Below are 23,024 nucleotides of genomic sequence, written 5' to 3' on the forward strand. Positions count from 1 at the left end.
CCGACTGTCACAACTGAACTTTTAAGGAGGAGAGAAGGTGCGAGCGATTAACTTCCGCAAATGGTATTTGGGAGACATGGATTATTCGCCTGGTATATGGGCTGATGGCGAAGGACAAGTGCTCGTGAATCACTATTTTGAAAGTAATCACGAAGGGCGTTGGATGCAATATGCAGGGTGCGAAGATAAAGACGGAAAAGCCGTATACGAAAGCGATGTTGTTGAGTTGCGATGGAATCGTTATGTTTTCACAGCAGTTGTGAAGTTCGGTGAGTATGAGCAAGACGGAAGTGGTTTTGAATACGCACCGTCACCTTGCTACGGCTTCTATGCAGATGCAATTTCTGAATGGGATGCAAATGAATTAGGAAAAAGAATTGTTCCTGATTACATGGTTACTGCTTCATTACGAATGTTTGATGGAATCAAAGTCATCGGCAACATCTACGAGAACCCTGAACTACTGGAGGTGCGCTCATGACACGCGAGCTGATCCTCAAACGCTACGAACGCGGCATGACCGCTGAACAGATCGCGACACTCGACAATTTATCGTTGGCACACGTGGAGGAAGTCATTTCCTCCGGTGGTGTCCAGCCGACTGATCGCACGAAACCGCAGAAGGGCACGTCGCGACGTAAAGGACGGCAACCAAGTGTACCAGATGAAGAGGTTGTCGCATGGTTCAAGGAAGGTTTAACGATCGGACAAATCAAGTCGAAGGCAAATACATCGTACTCAGGTATCAAGAACCGTTTGATTCGTTTGAAGCTGATCGACGCTAATGGGAATCCGATCGAAGTAAGCGAAGTGGATCTAGCCAAACAAGAAGTCGCCGTCACCACGGAAGCCGACGGATTCGAATCGAACTATACTATCGCAGCACTCGTCAAGGAGGAACCAGAAATGACAGAAGCCATCGCAGAAGTGAAGAAGGACGCGCAGGAATCCGTACCAACGCCGGTCGAGACGACGGAAGGCGTCAGTACATGGGAGTTGCTCGAAGAAGCCCAGCGCAAGGAGAACGCGAAATGGATCCACTTCATCGCGAGTCAGATGCAGAACGCGGTCATCACGAGCACGCTCGACGTCGAGGATCGCAACGGACAACTGGTGAAGGTCGAGAAGGTGACGTTCACACGGGTGCAGACGCTATGAACCCGGACGCTCGCGAGATCAAACGCAGACGACGCACCGCCCTCACGCTCTATACGGATGGTCGGTCGCTCTCCTATATCAGCAAGGCGCTCGGCATGACCGTCTCGGAAGTGTACGGTTTGCTCGAACAAGAGGGCGTCGTCGAGATCCAGATTGAGGGCATCGGCATCAAGGACCCGCTCCTGGAGGCACCGACGATGCCAAAAAAGTTGATGACGTACGAGGAACTGCTCGTCGAGAACAAGCGGCTGCAAAGCGAGAACAAGCGGCTACATCTTCGCCTCGAATGCGTCGCAAACCGAAACCTAGCTCCAAGCTGACGCCGCCGATCGGGGAACGGACTTTCCGACGGGCGACAGGCGAAACCCGACGCGACGCCATCCTCAAGGACTTCACTGGACGCGGCTGGAAACTCATCGCGATATATGATCAGGAATTGCCAAAGACGACGCTTTACTCGCTCATATTCGAATACACAGGGGGCTGACATAGATGAAGATGACGAAAATCAAGCAGTTCAAGCAGTTGACGGATTATCTGTACAAATACGATGGGCGGATCGTGCTCATCCGGGGCGACCTGCAACTGTCGCTCAGCGGCAAGTACGACGTCTACAACATCAATAAGGGCACGCACCGGGAACTCAGCTACCGCGACGCGCTCAACTACTATCGCATGACGGGCTGGACGCCGTTCGCGACGACGCTCGAGGCAAGGGAGACGCAGACACGACGCTACGCCGGGGAGGAGCAGGAGGTACGCGGATGGCGCGGACTGCACCGGGTGTGAAGCGGACGCATCTCTTACGAGGCGTGACGCTGTATAAGCTCGAGAAACACGGGGATGGGTGCACGGAACGCGCGTGGCAATATGGCAACTTCTACGCACACGAATACGACGCATTACGAAAGGCAGGCTGGACAGAATGGGGAAAACCGCACAGCAAGCAGGTAAGCAATTCGAAACGATGATCGAGCAGGCGAATCAAGTCTATTTCTTGCAAGACAAGGCGATGATCATGAAGGCAGAGCCAACGGTCAAGACGTTCGGCAACAAGAAAAGCGGATTCAACAAGTCGGTCTACGCGAAATCGAACGGATTAGATTACTTCGGATCACTCAAAGGCGGGCGCGGGGTATTCTTCGAAGCCAAGCAGACGGCAGAAGTCAGCTTCCCGCTCAAACAAATCAAGCCGAACCAAGTCGAACTGTTCCGAGCCTACGAGAAGCTCGATACGTTAGCCTTCCTGCTCGTCCGATTCAGCAAGACGGGGAAGATGTACCTCCTGCCTCCGAAGCCTCTCATCGAAGCGTGGGACGGTTGGACGAAATACAGCAACCGGGCATCGATTCCGCTCGCGACGTTCGAGGCATATGGGACGGAGATCGCGGCGACGAACGGATGCGCGGTGGATTGGCTGGACGCGATACAACAATAAACTTTAAGGGGTGAGAACGATGGAGAATAAGGAATTTGAATACGACGAAAGAGACCTGAATTACTATGATTTCCACATCATCTTCATGGATGCAACGGAGCATATAATACGTGGCGTCTTAGCAGAATCGGAAGATGATGCGAGTGACGACGTATGTAAGCTTGGATTTGGCGGTCAAGAAATCGATACGATTCAGTGTATCGACGAACATCCCTTCATGTGGGAGCGTGATTAAAGTGGCGAAAGTTGTACAACTCGGTAAAGCGGATACTGTCCATAATCTTCTGCACGAGTTACTTGAAATGGCTAACAATGAAGAATTGGATAACATCATGGTTTCTTTCAATCATTCCAGTGGTGAAATTCATACTGCTTGGCACAACTTAGATTATGGTCAACGGCAGACTCTTATTTCACATCAACAAATGGATGTAGTTAAAACGATGATTGACGAAAATTACTGAACAATAATAGAGCGATCTAATATCCCATCGCCCCGTCACTTAACTAGACGACTAGAAAGGAGAAGGCAATGCCTAGCCCGTCACGACGCCCAACGGAACAAGAATTTCGACACCTGATGCTAGACGTCGGCTTGACACGCAAGGAACTCGCCGCTCATTACGGCGTCACCAAGACGACGATCGACACGTGGGTCCATTTCTTCGAGATTGTGCATTACGGGCGGTGGAAACTCCGCCCCTCTGACGAGGAACTGGAAGCCCTCTACGACCGGTTCAACAGCGAGCCGGACAGACGCGACCGCATGCAACGCAAACGACGCCTCGCCCAGGAATGGGGCGTCAGCGAGCATACGGTGAGCGATTGGTTCAAACGGGTCGAGACGATCCGCTTCAAGCAACACATATCCCACACATAGAAGGAGCTACCACATATGACACACGAACCACGCCCACTCATCCTCTCGCTTGACACACTCGAAGCGATCTGCCAGAAACAAGTCACGCTCGATGAGAGCATCTGCGCGTCACGCGGCATCACGGCAGACGAGTTCGCCCACGACCTGCACAGCAAGCGTTACGTCGCACTGCTCGTCGAAGCCGGCGAGATGATCAATGAGACGAAGACGTTCAAATACTGGAGCAACAAACGCATGGATCCGACGAAGACGCTCGAGGAGGCAGTCGATTGGTTGCACTTCTACTGCTCGCTCCTGATGACGGATTACCCGAAGAAGTCGCACCGTGCCATCGAGTACGACCGCGCCCAGTTCGACCGCCAGACGTTCGAGATGCAGAACGAGACGTTTGATTACCTCTACATCAACCTCTTGCAGGCAAGCGACACGTCGAAGATGCTCGCCGCGTGGTCACTGATCCTTGAGCAACTCGGCTACACGGAAGAGGACATCCTGAACATGTACGAGCAGAAAAATTCGACGAATTACGTTCGAATCGCGGAGGGATACTGATGCAGGAGCGCCTGTTCGAGACACGCCTGACGAAGGCACAGCGGAAGGTCGCCGCCAAGTATCTGAAGGAATACTTCACGCTCCCGAGCCGCATCGAGAGCAAGCGGGCGATGGCAGAGATGTCCGCGACGAAGTTGACGCCGGGGTACAACCCGAGCGAGGTCCAGACGCACCAGGCACCGAGCAGCAAGGTCGAGCGCTATACGCTGGCGATGGACGAGGTGAGCCTGCTTGAGCAACGCTACGTCATCCTGAGCCGCATCCACGACACGCTGATCGACGACCAGCAACGCGAGCTGTGGGAACTGCTGTACGACCCGCGGTACTACCGCAAGGACGAGCTGGTCATGTCGATGATGCAAATCTACAGCACGAACACGTACTACGGCATCAAGCACAAGCTCCTCGGGATCGTGCACGACCATTTCGGGGACGGCTACTGAGGGGCATGCGCCTCTCGGTGGTTTTGGATAAAAAGTAAATTTAATCAGGTGCCGACATCAATGTCGGTAGCAAAAGGGAGATGACGAGATGAACAATAGAACATTGATTAAATCATGGGAAGAACTCGACCAGTGCAAGTCAGACACTCACTATCTAAAGATTGACTTGGATATGGGGTGTGGTTGGGTGAAAAGCAAAACAGATGCAGAAGATCGTCTCTATCTCTCAACTCATTCTTTTTACGGTTCTTGTCACGAAGGAACAACGCAAATTCTTCAAGAACGAGGATTCGCAGTTGAAATCGACAATTGGGACAACCAATGATGCAGGACGGGATCTACGCCGCGACCTATACGAACGATCAGGGACGGCATTTCGGACAGCTCGACGTCGCGGGGGAGGCGCTTCACTTCACGTCGTGGGTCAAGCACTACAAGCACAGCGAATACCCGCAACGAGGGCGCGTCATCAGCCACTCACGCGTCTGGGTGGTGCCAGGAGATGTCGAGGTACACGGCAAGTGGGACGAGGCACAGGAGGCACGTTTCGCGGCAATCAAGCGCAACCTCGAACGGGAGATCGCGCAAGGGGATTACCAGGAGAAGTTATTTTAGGAGGGAAGACCGATGAAAAACCATATCATCTTCTTCAGTGGCGGGAAGTCTTCCTTCTCCGTCGCTGACTGGGTGAAGACGAACTACCCGGACGACAACATCTTGCTCTACTTCACGGACACGATGTGGGAGAACGACGACCTATACCGCTTCATCTATCAGGCAGCCGACCGAATGCAACTGCCGATGTTGACACATGCGAACGGACTCAACCCGATCGAGCTGATGTTCGAGAAGAAGCTCGTCTACAACAGCCGCATCGGAGACTGTTCGAAGCTCCTGAAGATGAAAGTATCACGTGATTTCTTGAAGAAAGGCATCGAGCCGCCGATCGTGAAGTGGCGCAACCGTGAATACCTCAAGCAAGAAGATTTCGTGACCGACGCGACGCTGTATTTCGGTATCGGATGGGATGAGGAACACCGAGCAGGACCCATCAAGAAGAACTGGCAACCGTTCGAGGTCGTCTTCCCGATGATCGATGAGCTAATCGACAATGCGGCGACGCTCAAGAAATACGACCTGCGCCAGCCGGTCTTGTATGACCTAGGGTTTACCCATAACAACTGCAACGGACGCTGTGTGAAGGCAGGACAGGGGCATCACCGCAACCTAAAAGAGAAGATGCCGGACGAGTTCAAGAAGCTGATGGAACAAGAACATCATTTGAAAGTCTGTGTCGACGCCTACCGCTTCATCAAGAAGATTCCAGCCGGTGAGATCGACGAGGAAGAGCGTCAGTATCGGTACGATGAAATCGATGACGCGTATCGGGATTATTTCTACGGACGAGCCGATAAACCGAAGATGTATATCCCACCAGCAGCTTCCATCGATTCGACGATGTCGGAACATCCGGCGTTCACAACCTATTCATTCATGAAGAAGACTGCTGATGGCGACAGCAAACCCTATCCCTTGCGCCAGTTGAATAGCGACGTCGAGTCCGAGGACACACAGATTGACCTATTCGACATCGGGGGATGCGGATGCTCGGTTGATTTCGGGGAATGGAACGAATGAGTACACGGAAGCGCAGCATGACCTTGACTCATGCCGAATGCACGGAAGCGATCCAGATGCGTCGGAAGGGCGTACACGTCGAGCAAATCGCGCAGACCCTGCACGTCGGGAAAGCGACGATCGTCCGTTACATGAAGCACCACGGGCTATACCAGGCATGGCGGGAAGCAATCAGCGGGACTTCTAGTAAACCGAACACAGGGAACCGGGATGAGATTCCATTCTTCTATCTCTATCACCTTCGCTACAACTGGGGATGGACGTACGAACGGATCGCGAAAGACTTCGGGTGCTCGATACGCAAGGTGCAAAATGCCATGAAACGACACGGGTTCTTAGGGATGGAGGAAGCGGAATGAGATACACAGAAGCCATTGAAGAGATTTATAAGGATCGCGACAAAGTGTTTTATGGAGTTGGTCGCTGGGATGAAGTCTATAAATTAAAGGCTAGTGACCACGGTATTGTGATGGAATATACCGAAATCGATGAAACAGTCTCGTTTTTGTCTTACTGGATGTTGGAGACGGATTGGAAGGAGGAAGCGGAATGATATATAAAAATGGTTGGAGAGTGCGGGAGGTACAGTCACCTGTACGAAAAGAGCAAAAAATCATGGAGGGAAATATGGCTATTAAAATCGGTTCAGTGTATCAAATGACAGGTGAATTTAAGGATTTCCAGAAATACAATGCCGTTTGTATTACAGCAATTAGACGAGACCAGGCTGAATTGAAGTTTCAAGTCGTTTTAACGAAAGAGGAACATACAATAAGTGCCGAGGAGTTTGAGAAACATTTTACAAGTGTAGATAAATTCTAATACAACGACAACTGGCGTCCTTCGGGGCGTCTTTTTAGGTGAAGGAAAAATGAAGGATTTAGAGAGTAATGGCGCCGTTTTCTGCGATATGCTTGTACTGTGATAGTTTACATGTCCATCCTTTCATGTAGGACGTCACACCAACGGATAAGCGACGGATCATCCACTCCTTGCGTGACACGACGTTTATCCCTTGCGAACAGCGCATGACGCAGCCACACACATAGCAAAGACTTCCGAGTCGTCGTATTAGGGCGGAGTGGTCGTGCGTTGTTTGCAGGATAAGCCAGAGCAATGTATGTAGTAGTACTGTTGGCGCAGTTATATGGATTGCGTGAGTTTGTCCGAGCAACCTTTCCTAGCGTAAGGGAAATAGAAACCGTCTGTTGCGGTTTCAGGCGGTTTTATTACCTCCCTTTAGCTCAGCTTGGTAGAGCGCTTGGTTTGGGACCAAGAGGTCGTAGGTTCAAATCCTACAGGGGAGATCGAATAATCGAGAACGTCAGACACGAGGGAGGGAATAACATGTGGACCGTGAAGTATTCTCGTTACTATGAAAGAATGGAACGGAAGTTTGACACGAGGGAAGCGGCGCTAGACTTTGCTGTCGTCACCGTAGATTACGAATATGGATACGTCATCGAAATACTAGATCCAGCAGATGAAGTCTTTATGACTGCTAAGGACTTATCAGAGCATATGATTGCGTTAGATGAAGCAGAAGAACAATCGTAAGCATCCTTCGGGGTGCTTTTTTCGTGTCCTGCAACCAGTGGGTACCGCCCGTTGCTTGGAGTACACGAAGGGAGAGAAGGCACTTGTCGAAACTGAAACTGCATGACCGCGTGAAGACGACGTATAAATCCTTGCCGAACCGTAGTGGTGTGATCAAGACGCTGTTCAGCGAGACAGCGATTATCTGCATTGAGGATTGCGATGGGCGTACGAAGAACGAGAGTCACATGTTGTACCGGTTGACGTTAGACAGGGGCGAACCGCCCGGAGTGAGGTAAATACAAGGAGGAACGAAGATGGCAGAACGATTTACATTCAAAGTGGATTACGCACCAAATGGCATGCCGATCGTGAACGAGGAAGAGATGTTCGACTATATCGCTTACTGCACAGATTTAGACGTTGAGAAGGTGAAAGCGGTAGACGAAGCGATGACCGCATACTTAACGAAACTAGGATTAGCAGGAGAACATGAGGCGCCCTAACCGGCGTCTTTTTTTGTGCCTTGCATCGAGCGGATGCCGTCGGTTGGATGCAGAGCATAAGAGAGAGGGGGTGAGGAAGTGGAGAGGCTAACACCAAAGCAACAATTGTTTTGTGATGAGTATTTGATTGATTTGAACGCGACACAAGCGGCAATAAGAGCCGGATACAGCGAGAACGCAGCGGGAGCAATTGGAGCAGAGAACCTACAAAAACCTAAAATTCGCTCCTATATAGACAAACGGATGGAAAGTAAGACCACCGCCCTCATCGCCTCGCAAGACGAAGTCCTAGAGTACCTCACGGGCGTCCTGCGCGGTGAAGAGAAGGGCACCGTCCTCGTCGGGCAGGGTCAAGGCTTCCAGATTGTGTCGAAAGAGACGCCGACGGTATCGGAACGGACGAAAGCCGCTGAACTGCTCGGGAAACGATACCGCTTGTTCACGGACGTCACGGAGCTAGAGGTCAAGACACCGACGTTCGTCGAGGATGTGCCCGAGGATGATTGAGGGTCCAGTCGTCAGCATCAAAGACTTAATCGGAGGCGGGTACAACCGCTTCTGGCATGATAAATCGTTCTACCGCGTCGTCAAAGGATCACGGGGGTCGAAGAAATCGAAGACCGCTGCCATCAACTTCGTCGAACGGATCATGAAGCACCCGTGGGCGAACCTACTCGTCGTGCGCCGCTTCTCGAACACGCTCAAGCAATCGACGTATACCGACTTGAAATGGGCGATCGCGCGGCTAGGTGTCAAACACCTGTGGAAGACGAACGAGTCCCTGCCGGAACTGACGTACAAGCCGACGGGGCAAAAGATTCTGTTCCGCGGACTGGACGACCCGCTCAAGATCACATCGATCACCGTCGAACACGGCATGCTCTGTTGGGCATGGTTCGAGGAAGCGTTCGAGATCGAGACGGAGCACAAGTTCTCGACGGTCGTCGAATCGATTCGGGGGAGCCATGAGTCGGACGACTTCTTCAAACAGGTCACGATCACGTTCAACCCGTGGAGTGAGCGGCACTGGCTCAAGAAGGTGTTCTTCGATGAAGCGACACGACGAAGCAACACGTTCAGCACGACGACGACGTTCCGCGTCAATGAATGGCTTGATGAAGTGGATAGAGCGCGGTACGAGGATTTGTACCACACGAACCCACGCCGGGCGAAGATTGTTTGCGACGGGGAGTGGGGGATTGCGGACGGACTGGTATTCGAACGATTCCGCGTCGAGGAATTCAACCGACGGGATGACCTGCCGAACTATGTTGGACTCGACTTCGGGTTTGCGACCGATCCGACCGCGTTCATCGACATCCAGGTGGATGAGGAGAACAAGAAGCTATACGTCTGTGACGAGCACTACCAGACGGGCATGCTCAACAGCGAGATTGCCTCGATGCTCAAGTACAAGCAGGTCCACAAACGCCATATCGTCGCAGACAGCGCGGAGCCGAAAACGATTGAGGAATTACGTCGCTCGGGCATCACCCGCGTCACAGGGGCACGCAAGGGCAAGGATAGCGTCATGCACGGGATCACCCGCTTGCAGGAGTACGAAATCATCATTCATCCACGCTGTACGAACTTCATCATCGAAATCAACAACTATGTCTGGGACAAGGACCGCTTGAGTGGCGAGTCCATCAACAAGCCGATTGACGATTACAACCACTTGATGGATGCCCTGCGGTATGCCGTCGAGTATCTCCACGTCAAGCCGAAGAAGCGGCGTGAGGGAAGAAAATTGAGTTTCTAGGAGGTGGATAGATGAAAGCACATTTGATCAAGAGCGCGGATAGCGTGACCTTACCCGTCGTCAAGTCACTCCTCACGGAGCCAGAGAACGGGGTATGGGTGAGCGCACCGTATGACCGGAAGTCGCTCCGCTTGATGGTGGAACAATCGACCATTTTGCGGCAAGCGATTGATGCCTACGCCCACAACATCGCCGGGTACGGCTTCTTGCCTGAATACGTCGAAGAAACGTCGAACGATACCGCGAAGGAAGCGGAATGGAACAGGCTGCAGGAGACGCTTGACTGGATGGGGTTCGATGAACCGCTGACGAAGATCTTCAAGCAGCTCGTCAACGATCGCGAGACCATCGGAGAGGCGTTCATCGAAGTGTTACGGGACAACAAGGGCGAAGTCATCGAACTGGTCCGCGTCAATCCGGATGACATGGAAGTCAGCAAGCCAGGTGCTCCCGTCGAGGTGACGATTGAACGCATGGGCGTCAAGAAGACCGCACAACGCGCATTCCGACGGTTCCGACGTGGTCAGAAGCAATTCTTCAAGCAATTCAACGATCCGCGACCGATGGACCGCCTGACGGGTGACTACTTACCCGAAGGACAGCCGGGAACGGCAACGGAGATCGTGCACTGGAAGCTCGGAGACGCGGATTACGGTGTACCGCGCTGGATTGGGCATGTTCCCTCTCTCGCAGGGGCGCGCAAGGCAGAGGAGCTTAATTACCGCTACTTCACGCAAGGGCGTCATCTCCCTGCGGCAGTCATCGTCTCGAACGGTCAACTATCAGAGGCGAGTGAACAGCAATTAAGCCAATATGCGAATGATGTCGGCAACGAGAACGCCCAGCACAAGATTCTCGTCATTGAACTGGATGGAATCGACGACGATCCGACGGGTGAAAGCAAGCAAGCACCGAAGGTCGAACTCAAATCGATGACCGACATGCTCCAGAAGGACGCCTTGTTCCTCGAGTACGACGACAAGGCACGGGACAAGCTGTTGTCCGTCTTCCGCTTGCCTCCGGTCTACGTCGGCTTATCAAGCGACTACAACCGCGCCACGGTCGAAGAAGCACGCCGAATCGCAGAGGAACAGGTCTTCCAACCGGAACGCGTCGAAATCGAGATGCTGTTCAACCGCTTATTGCTCCCATCCTACGGCTTCAAGCATGTCAAGGTCGCACTCGGGGCACCAGAGCTCACGGATGGCGCATTGATCATCTCAACACTCGACAAGGCAGGGGCATCGCTTTCTGTCAACGAGAAGCGGGCGGTCATCGGTCCATTGCTCGGCAAGGAACTTGAACCGCTGAAAGACGAGAAGTACGACCTCCCTTCGGGCGACAGTGTCGCCTCTCCTACACAGGAGCTCGCACAAGCGACGGGAGAAGCCTTAGCCAAGGCAGAGGGCGGCGTCATCAAGAACGTGCTCAAAGACGTCACAGAGGCGTTAGACGACGTCCGCGACGTCATGGGCAGTTGGAAGGGTGAGGGCGATGTGTGACATCTCCTTCATCACGAAGGCGGACGACGATGAACTGCGCGGTCTGTTGAAGGACTTCCCGGAGGTCGAATACCTGATTGAACGGATCAATGGACTCGAAGCGGTCTTGGCGAAGCTCCTGCGGGAGCATCGGAAGGATTACATCACCGCTATCAACCTCTTCTACGAGGAAGTCGGTCAGACGATGGGGTTCGCGTTCAGCATGGGACTGCCGGGCGTTCTAGCGAGCACGACGATGGCACCTGCTGTCTCGCTCGCCTTGATGCCGCACCTGCAAGAGGTCGCGTCTCACATCGCCGCTACGACGATGGCACGCATCGATAAGGACGTCGTCTTCCAAGCGATGAGTCCGAGCCGCATCCGCTTCATGCAAGCCTACAGCGACGAGCTAGGGCGTGTGCTCGACCAGAACACGGCGAACAAGGTGACGCAAGTCATCGCCAGCACCCTAGAGCAACGCGGAAGCGTCCATGACGTCATTCAAGCGCTCAAGGATGAACCGGACTTCGACCGGGCACGAGCCAGACGGGTTGCCATCACGGAAACCCTCACGGCTGCCAGTGTCGGGGATGATGAAGCGTATCGGCAATCACCGGCTGTCACAGGCGTCGAGTGGTTACACAGCGGAGGGCGCAAGAACAAGCCCCGTCCGTCGCATGTCGCACTGAGCGGCACGCAGAAGGGGCTCAACGACTTCTTCGACGTCGAGGGGGAGCTGGCACGCTATCCACGCGACACGTCCCTATCCGCGAAACAACGCATCAACTGTCACTGCACGACGACGCCCGTCGTAGATCCGAACATCCTCGGCTTATCGGCTGAAGAGAAGAACGCGATCCGTCAGGGTGTCATCGCACAATTTGAATAGGAGGGCTCCTATGCCACGTGAAATTACAAACCTGATTCCATCTCACGTCTCCATCGTCGACAAGGCTGCTAACAAGCGGTCTTTTTTGTTGACCAAGAGTGAGGCGGCACCTAATGTCTCGAAGCAAGTCGAGTACATCGTCAAGGAAGACGAGGCACAGCAAATCGTCTACGGCATCGTGTATGAGCCGGACGTCGAGGATGCACACGGTGACTTCATGACAGCCGCTGAAATCGAGAAAGCGGCACATATCTTCATGAAAGAGTATCAGCAAATCGACAAACAGCATGACTTCACGTCAGAGGTTGGCAAGGTCATTGAATCGTATATCGCACCCGCTGACTTCGAGATCGGCGGACAGCACGTGACCAAAGGATCGTGGGTCATGGCGGTCAAGGTCGAGGACGAGATGTGGACCAGCATCCAGAAGGGTGAGTTCACCGGCTTCTCACTCGCGGGGATGGCGGAACTCATCGAACGCTCGGCACCAACGGAAGACAGCGAGAAGGGACTCCTGCATCTGATGAAGTCCCTCATTCGTCGTGTCTCGAAGGGCGAGATCAAGGACGACATTGAAGGCGCACGACCGCTCAATGACGTGAATACCGCAGCTTGGCGATTCAGTGATGTCGTGGACAGCGAACGATGGTCGTGGAAACCGGATATCAGCCGCATCAAAGCCGCGTACGACGACCTCGGTGAGTACGTCAATGCACTGGGGGATGGCGTTACGAAATCACAGGGAGAGGAGGTGACAGACATGACACAGGAACAAATCGAAAAGTTACTCGCGGAGAACAACGCGAACCTTCTCAAATCGGTTGAAGCCCTACTCAAAGGCGAAGGTGAGTCTCAGAAACAAGGAGACGGATCAGGCGCTGAGGATAAGGGTGAAGAGCAAGGTGGAGAAGTCGAGCAGACAGAGCTTGAAAAAGCACAAGCTGCTGAAATCGAAGAGTTGAAAAAACAGCTATCTGTCCGACCGCTCCCAGCTTCACACGAAGCCGTCGAGAAGGCAGAAGTACCAGATAAAGCTTCATACGCAAGTCACTTTGGATAAGAGAGAGGATGAACCCATTGAACACTACTGAAATGCTCCAAAAACAGATGGACAATATCAAAAAGTCGAACAACGTCACACTCCCAGCGGATGACGGACGTGCGTTCATGCAAGACGTCGTCGCTTCAGGCGATACGTTGAAAAAATTGAACTACTACGCTGCTAAATCGGCAAACGGTGCGATCGAGATGCTTGGCGTCAAGAAACGCCGCTTGAAAGAGCATAAAGGCATCCTTACGACACCAGACGGCACGGATCACGCAGAAGAACGTTCAGTACCGTTCTCGCTCGTTCCTGTCTACACAGACGCGTGGTTCGAGAACGACAACGTCTACTACACAGCACGCTCACGTGGTCAGAACGTTGAGGACATCATCGCTTCGATGATCCAACAACAGTTCGGTGCAGACCTACAAGACCTCGCATTCAACGGTGACAAGTCTTCGACAGACGCTTTCATCAAGTTAGATGACGGATTCCTCAAGCTCGCTCGTACGAATGCAGACACGATCAAACACGACGTCACAGGAGCGGTCAAACTCGCGGACCTCCAAGCAGTACCGACGAAAGTCGCAGCGGAACAACTTCGTGCTGGTCGTTTCGTCTGGATCATGGGTCGTCTGACACACGCTGCACTCCAAGCGGAAGTCATCGCACGCGAAACAGCACTTGCTGACGTCGTCCTCGTCGAAGGACGTCTTGCGAAGATCCACGGTTACGATATCGAAGTCGTGGACCACATTGTCGAAGATACAGTTCTCTTCACGCCACTCGAAAACTTGACGGTCGTCACTGGTTTCGACGTACAGTACTCACGTACTGGCGAAGGTCCTGAAGCGATGGCGAAGCAAGCAACGTACCACTTCGTCCTCTCGAGCGTTGACTTCGTTATCCGCACACCGAAAGCGCTCGTTTACATCGACGCTGACGTCACACCCTGACCCGGCTCCTTTCGCTCTCATGAGTGAGGAGCCTGTTTACAGTCGTGAACAGCTAGAGGCAATGACACGGGATGAGGTCTATGCGATTGCAACCGACATGAACATCTCCGGACGTTCGAGCATGACGAAGGCGCAACTCGTCGACGCCATCCTCGCGACGCAGGAAGGAGGGGTCTGATGCCCGTCATCACCGTCCAAGAACTGAAGAGTTATACCAGCTTCGATGCGGTCAAGGCACGAAGTGACGCCCAGCTACAGGATGACATCATCCAAGCCGAGGCGGATATCTTCTCTTACGTCGGGCATGAGTTCCCACCGTCGCAATATCCGACGGTCCCGATGCGCGTCAAGTTAGCAGCAAAGAAACTCGCCGAGTACTACGCCCTGTCTGCACTGGACGAGAGTGCGGTCAAGGGGTACAAGAGCGAGAAGATCGGCGACTACAGCTACCAGATGGCGGACGATGCCGGACTGCGCGGGAAACCGGAGATCACGTCCTTGCTCGACCCGTTCGTCAAAGTAGTCGTCACCGAAACACCGAAAGTGCGGATGCGGATTCTATGAGTTACGACAAGTTACTCTCCGACCGCGCCAACATCTATCATCTCGACAAGACGTCTTCCGGCGGGGGCTACGGTCTCCCGTCAGAGGACGCTTTTTCGTATCCGAGCACACCGGACAGCGTGAACGTGCCCTGTTACCTCGTCAGAGGACGCGGGACGCTCATTCAGACCGACAGCATGCGGGTCTCGTCTTCGGACGACCTCGCGCATTTCAAGATTACGGCTGACCTCCTGGAAGGGGACAAGGTCGTGATCGATGGGTCGGTCTACATCGCTGGGAAGCCGTACAAGGTCAAGCAACACCATATCGAGTGTCCGCTCAAACGGGAGGCGCCGCTATGAATGGCTTTGACGACTTCGCACGGGATATGGACCGGATTCGCGGTGACTTCGACAAAGAAATCCCGCTCATCATGGAAGCGGTCGGGGCGGAACTCTTAGCGGAGACCCGAAAGGAAATCGTCCGGCAACAACTCGTCGACACCCGCGACATGTTGAATAGCTTTTCGCTGGGTAATAGCTTCAACATCTTCGAGAAGCGCAAGGGTGGCTATGAGGTGGAAGCCGGAACCGGAAATCCGTATGCGATTTACGTCAATGAGGGACACTGGACGGTCGGACGCAAGTCGTTCGTCGAGCCGACGCACTTCTTCGACATGGCGGTTGCGATTTCCGAACAATACATGTCCGTCGGGATTCAAAAGAAGATTGACGCGCTCGTCAAGCGTCGGTTAGGAGGCTGAGCATGGCGATTCAAAAACAAAGCTCGTTCCTCGCCTTCTGCCGCGCGGAATCGGGCATCACGAAATTCTATACGGACCAAGTCCCGGCGACGTTCACCGAGCGTTGCCTGTTCTTGTCTCCACCCATCTCGCGCGCTCTCCCGCATGCGACAGGCATCTCACGACGCCTCGTTATGGCAACAGTGACGTTCTTCGCCCCGAAGCGGACGACGGCACTCGCAGACGCCGAGAAGGTCCTGCTCGCCTTAGAGCAACGACGGAACCACATCCCGTTGTATGCTGCGAACAACGCCATCATCGGCAAGTTCGAGCTACAGGACGCGAACATCCGCGCGATCGAGAACCCGGTCGATGCGGTAGGGGCGGTCACCTTGACGGTGTCGTGGCAGGAAGAAACCGAACATATCATTTCACGCGGTCCGGTGGTCAATCGGATCGCTACTTTTTTGGAATAGGAAAGGAGCACGTACATGGCATATTGGGACAAAAACGGTCCGGATCAAGTCTTACCGGGTCTGTACATGGTCATCGAGAAGATGCAGGAAGCCGCCATCCGTCCTGGACAGCGCGGCGTCATCGGCATGGTCACGAATGGCTTGTCAGCGAGCAAGGGCAAAGTCGTCACGCTCAACAACGTCGGAGAAGCGCTTGTCGCCCTCGGTGTTTCGAACTACAAGTTTGCGAAGCGGTGCTTCGAAGGTGGGGCACGTCAAGTCGTCGCCTACGTCTTAGACGATGCGGAAGCCCTCGAAAGTGGACTCGCACAACTCGATCCATACTACTTCGACGTCTTCACGCTCGGTCGTGATTTAGCAGCAGGAGACGCGGAAGACATCAAGTCGTGGCGCATCCGCAACGAACTCGACGGCAAGAACTTCGTCGCAGTCCTCGGCGGTCCACTTGGTCTCGCTGACAACACAGCGATCAAAGGCGCATACGCGACCGGCAAACACGGCGACATCATGTATGTCGGCATGGGCGGCGTCGACTTCGAAGGCAACAGCGTCTCACCAGGCGAACTCGCAACATGGCTCGCTGGGGCGCAAGGGGCGAAAGGGATGGCGCAAGGCTCCCTTACACGCAAGATCATCGGCTTCCTCGCGGACGTCGAGCGTCGCTTGAAGAAAGCAGATCGTGAAGACTTGTATCAAGCGGGCATCGCGGTGCCGATCCACAACGGACAGGAAGTCGTCCTCGAAGCGGCCATCACGTCGAGCAAGGTCGTCGAAGGCACGAACCCAAGCAAACCGCACCACGCGAACGGCAAGCTCCGGATCGCCTACAACGCGGCGGTCTTGCAGACATCGATCAACGAAGCGATCGAGAGCGAGTTCATCGGCAAGATCAACAACGACCTACCGGGTCAGGAAGTCTTGACGGCAGCACTCGATACGTTCATCGACACACTCGCAGACGAGGGCGTCCTCTCACCAGGCACAGCGGTCACGGTCCACCCGGACTATCCGTCGGTCGGCGATCAAATCTTCTTATTGATTCAAGGCTACTTCATCGACGCAGCGGAAAGGTTCTACATCGACTTCCAAGTCGGGAACGTCCCGGTCGTAGATAACACCAATACAGCAGCTACAGGAGGTGCGTGAGCATGGCACTAACCGGCGATAAAACGATGTCCGGCACAGGCATGATGGTCTACTGGGGCGGCGGGACAGCCGTCACGTACATCGAACGCTTGAACGTCAAGATCGAGCACGAATACGACGAGATCCGCTTGCCGCGCAAGAAGGTCGTCCAGTACAAGCACAAAGGCACGAAAATCACAGGTACGATCAGTGCCTTCGAATATACGCAATACCTGCAAAAGACGCTTCTAAGCGGATCGAACTATCGTGGTCAAAACCGTCTCGATATCCTCGCAGAACTCCAAGACGGGGAATCGGGCGAACGTTTCTCGTACAGCATCCAGAACATCAAGCTCCAGTCCGGAGACTTGGCGAACTGGCAAGTCGGCGAGACGGTCAAGAAGGAATACACGTTCGTTGCGACTGCCGCGAAGATCAAGAACGGCGATAACCGGAAGTAAGAGGGGGCAACCCCTCTTTTTTTACTTAACCCAAAACTCAGAGGAGGCAACACATATGGCAAACCAAGCATTGATCGCAAAGCTACTGAAACGCTCAGAGGAAGAGACGAAGATTGAGGTCGAATTGAAAGGTCTCGCGGATACGCCGTTCTACGTCAAGCTCTCGAAAGAGCAATACAAAGACATTCGTGAAGAAGCAGCCCGTCCGATCATGCGCAAAGGTGAAGAAGTGAAAGTATCGGATAAAGTCTTCAGTGAACGACTCGATGCCCTCGTCGTCGCGCGTAGTCTACATGACCACAACGAAGAAATTGTCTTCAACGGGGATTTATACGAAGCGCTCGGGCTCGAAACGACGTTCGATGCGATTACAGCCGTGAAGCAGGTCATCACGTTCGCAGAAGAACAGGCAATCCAAGAGGCTGTGATGGAGTGTCTCGGGTTCATCCCGAAAGAGAAAGTCAAGAAGGAAGACGATGAACTAAAAAACTAATGCGAGGGTTGCGTCCGGACGGAATGACACGAAGGGGGGGCGAAGCGGTCACGGAAGACTTCTTCGTCCACCACATCTTCCGACTGCACGGCATCCCTCCGCATGAAGTCTACAACTGGACGGACGGGCAGAAGCGTTACGCCTACAACTCCGTCGAACTCCAGCTACAGGAAGAACATGAACGACTCAAACATGGAATCGGGAGGGTGATGTAAATGGCAGAAAAACGATATACCGTCGTCTTCGACGCAAAGGACATGGCGTCTGCGCGTCTGAGTGAGATAGAACGAAATGCGCGCGGCACCTCCCGTAGTTTGAGCGAGCTAACGAAGGAGACGGATGAAGCTGTCAAAGAAGCCAAGCGATTAGAAGGTGCTTACCGTGATGCGAACGGACGATTGCGTGATGCCAACGGGCGGTTCCTCAAGACGAAAGAGACGATTCGGGACACGAACAATGAGATAAATCGTTCGGGTAGTTTTCTATCTCGTATGGGTGCTGGATTCAACCGCATGGGCGCGGAAGGGCGCGGTATGGTCGGGCGTCTCTCGGAAGGATTAGGCGGCATCGTCGGTACGCTCGGTAGCATCACGGCAGCGGCAGGCATCGCGACAACGGCACTCCTTGCGATGGGTGCGAAAGGCGTCTGGGACAACATCATCAAACCTGCGATGGACGTCGAATCGACAAAATTGCAAATCGATGCGTTGTCTGGCTCTCCAGAGAAAGGGAGCGAGATCTATAAGATGTCACGGAAGTTCGGGATGGCATCGACCTACTCGAATGAGGACATCATGGGCGGAACGTTCGCCTTCATGCAGAACACGAAGGACACTGGGCAATTGAAAGAAATGCTTGGTATTACAGAACGACTTGCTGCCTTGAATACGGAAGAAGGCTTCCGTGGGGCGTCCTTCTCGCTGAAGGAAGCGATGTCCGGTGACATCACGTCGATTGCGGAACGATTCAATGTCGGGAAGAAGGCACTTCGGGAGAACGGCTTCGATGCGAATGCGGACTGGCAGACGAATCTCCAAGCGGTCAACAAGACATTGGACGGGATCGGCATCGATGACAAGTTCGTCGAGAAAATCCGGAAGTCAGCACCCGCACAACTCGCTCGACTCGAAAAGAATGTCAGAACGTCGTTCGCTTCGATGGGGAATGGCATGGTGAAGGAACTCAAGCCAGCATTCCAGAAGGTCAATACTTTGTTCGAGGACGAGAAGGGGCTGAACAAGTTCACGAGTGCGATGAGCGGTAAATTCCGTGGGGCACTTCAAGATGTCTTTGGTCTCGGGGACGGGGTCGAAATCACGTGGAAAGATATCACGGAGTGGTCGACTGAGACGTTCGATGGTCTTAAAGATGTCTTGAAATCCAGCGGGAAGACCTTTAAATCCTTCGTTGAGATTCTGACGGGAACCGACCTCAAGAAGCCAGGTGATGCATTCGATGCATTTGGCAAGACGCTGTCCGGTATCGCGAAGAAAATCGATTCGATCCGCGAAGGCATGGAACAAATCGATAAGCTCGGTGATAAGTTCGGAAAGGCGACCGGCATCGGTCAAAAAGGCGGCATGCAGAAGCAAATTGATGATGGTGCCTGGTGGCTTCCTGAAGGCGCAAAAGGTGGACGAGGTCTGTTAGGTTACCTGATAGAAGGTATGCCGTCAGAACGCATGAAGAAGGGTGACAAGCACTGGTTCGAGGGTTCACACGCCCTTGGTCTCTCGTATGTCCCACATGATAATTATCGTGCGAACCTCCATGAAGGCGAACGCGTCCTGACGCGTACGGAAAGCCGCGATTATTCGAAGATGCTGTCAAGCGGAGAACGTGTCCTAGCAAAGCAAGAGGATGTTCAGTACGCGACAGGACTCATGACACCGAATATCCCGGTTGTCCAAGCGAGTCGTGACCCGTACCTTCCTCCGGCACCGACCGCGCCCGCTTCTAACGTCCAGAACGTCACGAACAGCCAGCCATCGCTCACAGTCAATTTGAATGGTGGCGTCACGATCCGCGAAGAAGCGGACATCAACAAGATCGGGCAACAGATCGCGCGCGAATTTGTCTTGATGGGGGCGAAACAATGAGTAAAAGTACGATTGATATCTATTTCGAGTTCCACTATACCGGTACGCAGACGAAACGTGTCAAGGTCGCGGAGAAGAAGAAGGTAAACGGCAAGTACGTCACCGTCTATGTCTACAAAAACAAGAAGGTCAAAGTCAACAAGGTGATGACGAAGAAGATTCCCATTCTTCCCGAGTCGTTGCCGTTTTCGCGTTCCCGTAACTATGAGGACATCGGCACGATCGACCGCCGGACGCATACCCGTACAGGCGCACTCAGCTCAATCTCGTTCCCCATCCAGTCGTTCTTCCCAGGGCACAAGTACGAGTTCTCGCAGACAGGGTACGAGAACCCGGTCACACTCGCGAAATGGTTCGAGGACCGGCAGGAGAACGAAAGCCGCCTGCTCGTCAAGATTCCGGCGATGAAACGCGCCATCTGGGGCAACATCCGGAACTTCGAGTGGGGCTACGAGGCAGGGACGCACGACATCGTCTACACGATGCAGATTCATCAGGAACGCAAGCCGAAGGTCAAGACGAAAACAGTGAAGTAGGAGGGATCGAATGGGTTGGGTCGAGGATATCATAGAACAGTTGATACAGCGGATGCCGAAACCGCCCGTGCGGTTGCTCGAAGGCACGGTGACGGGGCTTAGTCCGCTTCAGGTGAAGCCGGACGGTTCGAGTGAAAGCATCAAGGGTGCCCGCTGGAACGCGGACATCGTCAAGAAGGTCAAGGAAGGCGAACGGGTACTGATGCAGCATGACCGCACGCTCAACCGCTATTACGTGGTGGTGCGGCTGTCATGAGCGTCTATTACTATCATCGCAAGAACAAGAAACGCTACACGATCACCCCGTACGTCGTCTCGTGCGATATCGCGGGTGGCGTCGATAAGTTCTACCAGACAGCGACGCTCGTCATCAGCGCTTCAGCAGGCGTCCCGTACGACACAGGCGAACGGATCCGCGTCTATACCGATTCGAGCAAGTTGTTGTTCGAGGGACGCGTCTTCAAGTGCGAACGCAACGGCGACAGTAGCGTCTCCCTGACGTGTCATGATAACGCCTACTACCTCTACCGGAGTGAAGCGACCGTCGTCTCGCAAGAAATCACGCTTGAGAAGCTGTTCAAACGGATGGTCGAGGAACTCGGGCAGAAGGTCGGCTACGTCGCGAAAACGAAGAAAGTGTACTTTGGTCTGGAGTTCGTCGGAGAGACGCGTCAGAGCATCCTTCAGACGGTCATGGGCATGGAACGGGCGGCGACGAAAAAGCGGTACTATATCCGTTCGAACGCCGGCAAGCTCGAACTGCGGGAACGAGGTGCGGCACAAGGCGTCGTCATCACCCGTGAGACAGCGAGTGAGGTGCGTACGACAACGGATGCACAGAATGCCTATACAGCCATCAACTACACGGCAGAGATTGAATCGGGCGCAAAAGCGACAGGTACGTCAGACACGTCCAGTACGATGCGAACGGTTGCGGATTACAAAGGACCAGATACGGTCGGAAGTCGAGAAGGTTTAGGTAGTTCCATCGCCGGAACGGATAAATGGAACGACTTGATGGTGAAAGTCGGAAAAGAAAAAGGCATCGATCCGTTATTTCTAAAAGTCATCATGACGATCGAGTCTGGCGGAAATGAACTGGCAATCGGTCCACCTACCCGTTACGGGCAAGCCATCGGATTGTTTCAAATCATTCCAGGAGCGGTCGACACGCCTGTCGATGCGAACCGGCTTCGTACAGCAGAATACAACACGAAAAAGGCGGCGGACATCTTTTTGAATGAAAAAGGTAATGCTGCCAAAAACAGAGGCGTCAAGATGAGTGTCGGAGAGATGGCGCACTTTTGGTTCGGCTACCTTCAGACGGCAGAAGCACTCGCGTATAAGAAGCTTGCGGAAACACTGTATGCAGGATTCGGCGGCGATCCTGATTCCCTTATCACGGATCCAGACAAGATTCCGTCTGGTGGCAAAGCAAAGAAAAGCGAAAGCAAGACGATGTTCCCGAGTGTCGACAACATCCGACTCGGATCTAAGATCGGTGTCATCGTCAAAGAATTGTCCGGAAAGTTTGCGTCTAAAGAAGAAATGAATGCCGAGATTGATAAAATCCAAAAAACACTGTTGCGAGAAGAACGAAGCGTCACTGTCTCGATGATGGGGCATGTCGCTGGAATTGCTGGCCGCAAGGTTGATTTCGATACGACGATTGCGACAGCAAAAGGCGCTTGGTACGTCAAGGACCACCGCCATACGCTCGACCAGTACGGACACAAGATGACTCTGACCCTGTCGAAATACGACGAGACTCCGGAACCGGAATACGCACCACCTGCGAATAGCGAATTCGGGGATGAGAAACCGGTCGGGGTCAAAGGAGCTGTCCTCCCAATCGATAAAGGTAAGTATACGGTGGGTGCTTATCGATTCAAGTCGGTCACGTGGTACTCCGGAGGGAAATCAACGCACTCTGGAATCGATTTACTTGCGCCGATCGGAACGCCACTCAAAGCGGTAACGAACCTACTCGTCATGCGGAATTACTATTCCGATAGTTACGGCTGGTGTGTCATTGCACAAGGCAACTTAGCAGGAGGCGAAAAGCAGTTCGTCTATGCGCACATGAATACGATGTCCCCGCATAAAGCAGGGTCATATGTGAAGGTCGGGGAGCAAATCGGCGTTGTTGGTACGACCGGATGGTCGACGGCTCCGCACTTGCATTTCGAAGTGTGCGACCCCGTCTGGGTACAAGGCTTGACGAACAAGCTAGACCCTGAAAAATTCTTTGATTTCTAAGGAGGT

39 protein-coding genes and 1 tRNA gene are annotated in these 23,024 nt (G+C 53.5%); 38 read left to right on the forward strand and 2 right to left on the reverse strand.

The window, feature by feature from the left end; translation table 11 throughout:
• Positions 1–37 precede the first annotated feature (37 nt).
• The 8 genes from B4F99_RS06835 to B4F99_RS06870 all read left to right on the forward strand — a co-directional run bounded on the left by B4F99_RS06835 (position 38) and on the right by B4F99_RS06870 (position 3,060).
• Positions 38–481, forward strand: coding sequence for a YopX family protein (locus B4F99_RS06835; RefSeq protein WP_290756193.1), 444 nt, complete (start codon positions 38–40; stop codon positions 479–481).
• On the forward strand, positions 478–1,158 hold the full coding sequence (locus B4F99_RS06840; protein WP_290756195.1) for a hypothetical protein: 681 nt from the start codon (positions 478–480) through the stop codon (positions 1,156–1,158). Before B4F99_RS06835 ends, B4F99_RS06840 begins: the two co-directional genes overlap by 4 nt.
• Complete coding sequence (locus B4F99_RS06845) at positions 1,155–1,478, forward strand: hypothetical protein (RefSeq protein ID WP_290756197.1); 324 nt, start codon at positions 1,155–1,157, stop codon at positions 1,476–1,478. Before B4F99_RS06840 ends, B4F99_RS06845 begins: the two co-directional genes overlap by 4 nt.
• 172 nt (positions 1,479–1,650) lie before the next feature.
• A complete protein-coding gene (locus B4F99_RS06850; RefSeq protein WP_290756198.1) occupies positions 1,651–1,947 on the forward strand; it encodes a hypothetical protein in 297 nt (98 codons plus the stop codon).
• Entirely contained in the window at positions 1,923–2,129 is a 207-nt protein-coding gene (locus tag B4F99_RS06855; RefSeq protein ID WP_290756201.1) for a hypothetical protein, read from the forward strand. Before B4F99_RS06850 ends, B4F99_RS06855 begins: the two co-directional genes overlap by 25 nt.
• Positions 2,084–2,596, forward strand: a complete 513-nt coding sequence (locus B4F99_RS06860; RefSeq protein ID WP_290756203.1) for a Holliday junction resolvase RecU — start codon at positions 2,084–2,086, stop codon at positions 2,594–2,596. The genes B4F99_RS06855 and B4F99_RS06860 overlap by 46 nt, the downstream gene beginning before the upstream one ends.
• A gap of 19 nt (positions 2,597–2,615) precedes the next feature.
• Positions 2,616–2,831, forward strand: a complete 216-nt coding sequence (locus tag B4F99_RS06865) for a hypothetical protein (RefSeq protein ID WP_290756205.1) — start codon at positions 2,616–2,618, stop codon at positions 2,829–2,831.
• Between the two features lies 1 nt (position 2,832).
• A complete protein-coding gene (locus tag B4F99_RS06870; RefSeq protein ID WP_290756207.1) occupies positions 2,833–3,060 on the forward strand; it encodes a hypothetical protein in 228 nt (75 codons plus the stop codon).
• A gap of 119 nt (positions 3,061–3,179) precedes the next feature.
• On the opposite strand, the gene B4F99_RS06875 is transcribed toward B4F99_RS06870, so the two are convergent.
• The gene (locus B4F99_RS06875) at positions 3,180–3,470 is read right to left on the reverse strand and encodes a hypothetical protein (protein WP_290756209.1); all 291 of its coding nucleotides are present in this window, start codon (positions 3,468–3,470) and stop codon (positions 3,180–3,182) included.
• Between the two features lie 21 nt (positions 3,471–3,491).
• Between B4F99_RS06875 and B4F99_RS06880 the strand changes: the two genes are divergently transcribed.
• From B4F99_RS06880 to B4F99_RS06915, 8 genes are all read left to right on the forward strand, one after another.
• A complete protein-coding gene (locus B4F99_RS06880; RefSeq protein ID WP_290756211.1) occupies positions 3,492–4,028 on the forward strand; it encodes a dUTP diphosphatase in 537 nt (178 codons plus the stop codon).
• Positions 4,028–4,471, forward strand: coding sequence for a hypothetical protein (locus B4F99_RS06885; RefSeq protein WP_290756213.1), 444 nt, complete (start codon positions 4,028–4,030; stop codon positions 4,469–4,471). Before B4F99_RS06880 ends, B4F99_RS06885 begins: the two co-directional genes overlap by 1 nt.
• A gap of 88 nt (positions 4,472–4,559) precedes the next feature.
• The gene (locus tag B4F99_RS06890; RefSeq protein WP_290756215.1) at positions 4,560–4,796 is read left to right on the forward strand and encodes a hypothetical protein; all 237 of its coding nucleotides are present in this window, start codon (positions 4,560–4,562) and stop codon (positions 4,794–4,796) included.
• Positions 4,796–5,086 (forward strand): hypothetical protein, encoded by a 291-nt coding sequence (locus tag B4F99_RS06895; RefSeq protein WP_290756217.1) that lies wholly within the window; start codon positions 4,796–4,798, stop codon positions 5,084–5,086. The genes B4F99_RS06890 and B4F99_RS06895 overlap by 1 nt, the downstream gene beginning before the upstream one ends.
• A gap of 12 nt (positions 5,087–5,098) precedes the next feature.
• A complete protein-coding gene (locus tag B4F99_RS06900; protein WP_290756219.1) occupies positions 5,099–6,109 on the forward strand; it encodes a hypothetical protein in 1,011 nt (336 codons plus the stop codon).
• Positions 6,106–6,468 carry a hypothetical protein gene (locus tag B4F99_RS06905; protein WP_290756221.1) on the forward strand — a complete coding sequence of 121 codons (363 nt, stop codon included), beginning with the start codon at positions 6,106–6,108 and terminating at the stop codon, positions 6,466–6,468. Before B4F99_RS06900 ends, B4F99_RS06905 begins: the two co-directional genes overlap by 4 nt.
• On the forward strand, positions 6,465–6,662 hold the full coding sequence (locus tag B4F99_RS06910; protein ID WP_290756223.1) for a hypothetical protein: 198 nt from the start codon (positions 6,465–6,467) through the stop codon (positions 6,660–6,662). The genes B4F99_RS06905 and B4F99_RS06910 overlap by 4 nt, the downstream gene beginning before the upstream one ends.
• Positions 6,659–6,931: a hypothetical protein gene (locus tag B4F99_RS06915; protein ID WP_290756225.1), complete on the forward strand. Its 273-nt coding sequence runs from the start codon at positions 6,659–6,661 to the stop codon at positions 6,929–6,931. Before B4F99_RS06910 ends, B4F99_RS06915 begins: the two co-directional genes overlap by 4 nt.
• A 58-nt stretch (positions 6,932–6,989) precedes the next feature.
• Here the strand turns inward: B4F99_RS06915 and B4F99_RS06920 are convergent, their stop codons facing one another.
• A complete protein-coding gene (locus tag B4F99_RS06920; protein WP_290756227.1) occupies positions 6,990–7,112 on the reverse strand; it encodes a hypothetical protein in 123 nt (40 codons plus the stop codon).
• Between the two features lie 230 nt (positions 7,113–7,342).
• Between B4F99_RS06920 and B4F99_RS06925 the strand changes: the two genes are divergently transcribed.
• The 22 genes from B4F99_RS06925 (at position 7,343) to B4F99_RS07030 (ending at position 23,018) form a co-directional block, all read left to right on the forward strand.
• Positions 7,343–7,416 (forward strand) — tRNA-Pro (locus tag B4F99_RS06925).
• Between the two features lie 40 nt (positions 7,417–7,456).
• Positions 7,457–7,666: a hypothetical protein gene (locus B4F99_RS06930; protein WP_290756229.1), complete on the forward strand. Its 210-nt coding sequence runs from the start codon at positions 7,457–7,459 to the stop codon at positions 7,664–7,666.
• A 296-nt stretch (positions 7,667–7,962) separates the two neighbouring features.
• On the forward strand, positions 7,963–8,151 hold the full coding sequence (locus B4F99_RS06935; RefSeq protein ID WP_058713203.1) for a hypothetical protein: 189 nt from the start codon (positions 7,963–7,965) through the stop codon (positions 8,149–8,151).
• 78 nt (positions 8,152–8,229) lie between these two features.
• Positions 8,230–8,658: a terminase small subunit gene (locus B4F99_RS06940; protein ID WP_290756232.1), complete on the forward strand. Its 429-nt coding sequence runs from the start codon at positions 8,230–8,232 to the stop codon at positions 8,656–8,658.
• Positions 8,651–9,913, forward strand: coding sequence for a PBSX family phage terminase large subunit (locus B4F99_RS06945; RefSeq protein WP_290756234.1), 1,263 nt, complete (start codon positions 8,651–8,653; stop codon positions 9,911–9,913). The genes B4F99_RS06940 and B4F99_RS06945 overlap by 8 nt, the downstream gene beginning before the upstream one ends.
• A gap of 11 nt (positions 9,914–9,924) precedes the next feature.
• Positions 9,925–11,415 (forward strand): phage portal protein, encoded by a 1,491-nt coding sequence (locus tag B4F99_RS06950; RefSeq protein WP_290756236.1) that lies wholly within the window; start codon positions 9,925–9,927, stop codon positions 11,413–11,415.
• Positions 11,408–12,283, forward strand: a complete 876-nt coding sequence (locus B4F99_RS06955) for a phage minor head protein (RefSeq protein WP_290756238.1) — start codon at positions 11,408–11,410, stop codon at positions 12,281–12,283. Before B4F99_RS06950 ends, B4F99_RS06955 begins: the two co-directional genes overlap by 8 nt.
• A 10-nt stretch (positions 12,284–12,293) precedes the next feature.
• Positions 12,294–13,343: an XkdF-like putative serine protease domain-containing protein gene (locus tag B4F99_RS06960; protein ID WP_290756240.1), complete on the forward strand. Its 1,050-nt coding sequence runs from the start codon at positions 12,294–12,296 to the stop codon at positions 13,341–13,343.
• 17 nt (positions 13,344–13,360) lie between these two features.
• Positions 13,361–14,284, forward strand: a complete 924-nt coding sequence (locus B4F99_RS06965; protein WP_290756242.1) for a phage major capsid protein — start codon at positions 13,361–13,363, stop codon at positions 14,282–14,284.
• Between the two features lie 61 nt (positions 14,285–14,345).
• Complete coding sequence (locus tag B4F99_RS06970) at positions 14,346–14,462, forward strand: Rho termination factor N-terminal domain-containing protein (protein WP_290756244.1); 117 nt, start codon at positions 14,346–14,348, stop codon at positions 14,460–14,462.
• On the forward strand, positions 14,462–14,848 hold the full coding sequence (locus B4F99_RS06975; protein WP_290756246.1) for a protein YqbG: 387 nt from the start codon (positions 14,462–14,464) through the stop codon (positions 14,846–14,848). The genes B4F99_RS06970 and B4F99_RS06975 overlap by 1 nt, the downstream gene beginning before the upstream one ends.
• A complete protein-coding gene (locus B4F99_RS06980; RefSeq protein ID WP_290756248.1) occupies positions 14,845–15,189 on the forward strand; it encodes a DUF3599 family protein in 345 nt (114 codons plus the stop codon). The genes B4F99_RS06975 and B4F99_RS06980 overlap by 4 nt, the downstream gene beginning before the upstream one ends.
• Positions 15,186–15,590, forward strand: coding sequence for an HK97 gp10 family phage protein (locus B4F99_RS06985; protein ID WP_290756250.1), 405 nt, complete (start codon positions 15,186–15,188; stop codon positions 15,588–15,590). The genes B4F99_RS06980 and B4F99_RS06985 overlap by 4 nt, the downstream gene beginning before the upstream one ends.
• A gap of 2 nt (positions 15,591–15,592) precedes the next feature.
• Positions 15,593–16,045 (forward strand): hypothetical protein, encoded by a 453-nt coding sequence (locus tag B4F99_RS06990; protein ID WP_290756252.1) that lies wholly within the window; start codon positions 15,593–15,595, stop codon positions 16,043–16,045.
• A gap of 15 nt (positions 16,046–16,060) precedes the next feature.
• Entirely contained in the window at positions 16,061–17,191 is a 1,131-nt protein-coding gene (locus B4F99_RS06995; RefSeq protein WP_290756254.1) for a phage tail sheath subtilisin-like domain-containing protein, read from the forward strand.
• A 2-nt stretch (positions 17,192–17,193) separates the two neighbouring features.
• Positions 17,194–17,631, forward strand: a complete 438-nt coding sequence (locus tag B4F99_RS07000; RefSeq protein WP_290756256.1) for a phage tail tube protein — start codon at positions 17,194–17,196, stop codon at positions 17,629–17,631.
• Positions 17,632–17,686: 55 nt separating this feature from the next.
• Positions 17,687–18,124 (forward strand): hypothetical protein, encoded by a 438-nt coding sequence (locus B4F99_RS07005; protein WP_290756258.1) that lies wholly within the window; start codon positions 17,687–17,689, stop codon positions 18,122–18,124.
• Entirely contained in the window at positions 18,124–18,339 is a 216-nt protein-coding gene (locus B4F99_RS07010; protein WP_290756259.1) for a hypothetical protein, read from the forward strand. The genes B4F99_RS07005 and B4F99_RS07010 overlap by 1 nt, the downstream gene beginning before the upstream one ends.
• Entirely contained in the window at positions 18,340–20,223 is a 1,884-nt protein-coding gene (locus B4F99_RS07015; RefSeq protein WP_290756261.1) for a hypothetical protein, read from the forward strand.
• Positions 20,220–20,759, forward strand: coding sequence for a hypothetical protein (locus B4F99_RS07020; RefSeq protein WP_290756263.1), 540 nt, complete (start codon positions 20,220–20,222; stop codon positions 20,757–20,759). Before B4F99_RS07015 ends, B4F99_RS07020 begins: the two co-directional genes overlap by 4 nt.
• A 10-nt stretch (positions 20,760–20,769) precedes the next feature.
• Positions 20,770–21,015: a hypothetical protein gene (locus B4F99_RS07025; RefSeq protein WP_290756265.1), complete on the forward strand. Its 246-nt coding sequence runs from the start codon at positions 20,770–20,772 to the stop codon at positions 21,013–21,015.
• Positions 21,012–23,018: an XkdQ/YqbQ family protein gene (locus B4F99_RS07030; RefSeq protein ID WP_290756267.1), complete on the forward strand. Its 2,007-nt coding sequence runs from the start codon at positions 21,012–21,014 to the stop codon at positions 23,016–23,018. The genes B4F99_RS07025 and B4F99_RS07030 overlap by 4 nt, the downstream gene beginning before the upstream one ends.
• Positions 23,019–23,024: the final 6 nt, after the last annotated feature.

Source organism: Exiguobacterium sp. UBA3491 (assembly GCF_002377745.1).
GTDB lineage: Bacteria > Bacillota > Bacilli > Exiguobacteriales > Exiguobacteriaceae > Exiguobacterium_A.

Bases quoted from the DNA above. Each gene is read 5' to 3' on its own strand.
- B4F99_RS07010 (WP_290756259.1), top strand. From the start codon at position 18,124: ATGCGAGGGTTGCGTCCGGACGGAATGACACGAAGGGGGGGCGAAGCG.
- B4F99_RS06890 (WP_290756215.1), top strand. From the start codon at position 4,560: ATGAACAATAGAACATTGATTAAATCATGGGAAGAACTCGACCAGTGC.
- B4F99_RS06905 (WP_290756221.1), top strand. From the start codon at position 6,106: ATGAGTACACGGAAGCGCAGCATGACCTTGACTCATGCCGAATGCACG.
- B4F99_RS06975 (WP_290756246.1), top strand. From the start codon at position 14,462: ATGCCCGTCATCACCGTCCAAGAACTGAAGAGTTATACCAGCTTCGAT.
- B4F99_RS06840 (WP_290756195.1), top strand. From the start codon at position 478: ATGACACGCGAGCTGATCCTCAAACGCTACGAACGCGGCATGACCGCT.
- B4F99_RS06915 (WP_290756225.1), top strand. From the start codon at position 6,659: ATGATATATAAAAATGGTTGGAGAGTGCGGGAGGTACAGTCACCTGTA.
- B4F99_RS06880 (WP_290756211.1), top strand. From the start codon at position 3,492: ATGACACACGAACCACGCCCACTCATCCTCTCGCTTGACACACTCGAA.
- B4F99_RS06865 (WP_290756205.1), top strand. From the start codon at position 2,616: ATGGAGAATAAGGAATTTGAATACGACGAAAGAGACCTGAATTACTAT.
- B4F99_RS06845 (WP_290756197.1), top strand. From the start codon at position 1,155: ATGAACCCGGACGCTCGCGAGATCAAACGCAGACGACGCACCGCCCTC.
- B4F99_RS07000 (WP_290756256.1), top strand. From the start codon at position 17,194: ATGGCACTAACCGGCGATAAAACGATGTCCGGCACAGGCATGATGGTC.
- B4F99_RS06950 (WP_290756236.1), top strand. From the start codon at position 9,925: ATGAAAGCACATTTGATCAAGAGCGCGGATAGCGTGACCTTACCCGTC.
- B4F99_RS07005 (WP_290756258.1), top strand. From the start codon at position 17,687: ATGGCAAACCAAGCATTGATCGCAAAGCTACTGAAACGCTCAGAGGAA.
- B4F99_RS06985 (WP_290756250.1), top strand. From the start codon at position 15,186: ATGAATGGCTTTGACGACTTCGCACGGGATATGGACCGGATTCGCGGT.
- B4F99_RS06960 (WP_290756240.1), top strand. From the start codon at position 12,294: ATGCCACGTGAAATTACAAACCTGATTCCATCTCACGTCTCCATCGTC.
- B4F99_RS06895 (WP_290756217.1), top strand. From the start codon at position 4,796: ATGCAGGACGGGATCTACGCCGCGACCTATACGAACGATCAGGGACGG.
- B4F99_RS06990 (WP_290756252.1), top strand. From the start codon at position 15,593: ATGGCGATTCAAAAACAAAGCTCGTTCCTCGCCTTCTGCCGCGCGGAA.
- B4F99_RS07020 (WP_290756263.1), top strand. From the start codon at position 20,220: ATGAGTAAAAGTACGATTGATATCTATTTCGAGTTCCACTATACCGGT.
- B4F99_RS06955 (WP_290756238.1), top strand. From the start codon at position 11,408: ATGTGTGACATCTCCTTCATCACGAAGGCGGACGACGATGAACTGCGC.
- B4F99_RS06930 (WP_290756229.1), top strand. From the start codon at position 7,457: ATGTGGACCGTGAAGTATTCTCGTTACTATGAAAGAATGGAACGGAAG.
- B4F99_RS06855 (WP_290756201.1), top strand. From the start codon at position 1,923: ATGGCGCGGACTGCACCGGGTGTGAAGCGGACGCATCTCTTACGAGGC.
- B4F99_RS06885 (WP_290756213.1), top strand. From the start codon at position 4,028: ATGCAGGAGCGCCTGTTCGAGACACGCCTGACGAAGGCACAGCGGAAG.
- B4F99_RS06995 (WP_290756254.1), top strand. From the start codon at position 16,061: ATGGCATATTGGGACAAAAACGGTCCGGATCAAGTCTTACCGGGTCTG.
- B4F99_RS06970 (WP_290756244.1), top strand. From the start codon at position 14,346: ATGACACGGGATGAGGTCTATGCGATTGCAACCGACATGAACATCTCC.
- B4F99_RS07015 (WP_290756261.1), top strand. From the start codon at position 18,340: ATGGCAGAAAAACGATATACCGTCGTCTTCGACGCAAAGGACATGGCG.
- B4F99_RS06850 (WP_290756198.1), top strand. From the start codon at position 1,651: ATGAAGATGACGAAAATCAAGCAGTTCAAGCAGTTGACGGATTATCTG.
- B4F99_RS06945 (WP_290756234.1), top strand. From the start codon at position 8,651: ATGATTGAGGGTCCAGTCGTCAGCATCAAAGACTTAATCGGAGGCGGG.
- B4F99_RS06900 (WP_290756219.1), top strand. From the start codon at position 5,099: ATGAAAAACCATATCATCTTCTTCAGTGGCGGGAAGTCTTCCTTCTCC.
- B4F99_RS06910 (WP_290756223.1), top strand. From the start codon at position 6,465: ATGAGATACACAGAAGCCATTGAAGAGATTTATAAGGATCGCGACAAA.
- B4F99_RS06980 (WP_290756248.1), top strand. From the start codon at position 14,845: ATGAGTTACGACAAGTTACTCTCCGACCGCGCCAACATCTATCATCTC.
- B4F99_RS06860 (WP_290756203.1), top strand. From the start codon at position 2,084: ATGGGGAAAACCGCACAGCAAGCAGGTAAGCAATTCGAAACGATGATC.
- B4F99_RS06935 (WP_058713203.1), top strand. From the start codon at position 7,963: ATGGCAGAACGATTTACATTCAAAGTGGATTACGCACCAAATGGCATG.
- B4F99_RS07030 (WP_290756267.1), top strand. From the start codon at position 21,012: ATGAGCGTCTATTACTATCATCGCAAGAACAAGAAACGCTACACGATC.
- B4F99_RS07025 (WP_290756265.1), top strand. From the start codon at position 20,770: ATGGGTTGGGTCGAGGATATCATAGAACAGTTGATACAGCGGATGCCG.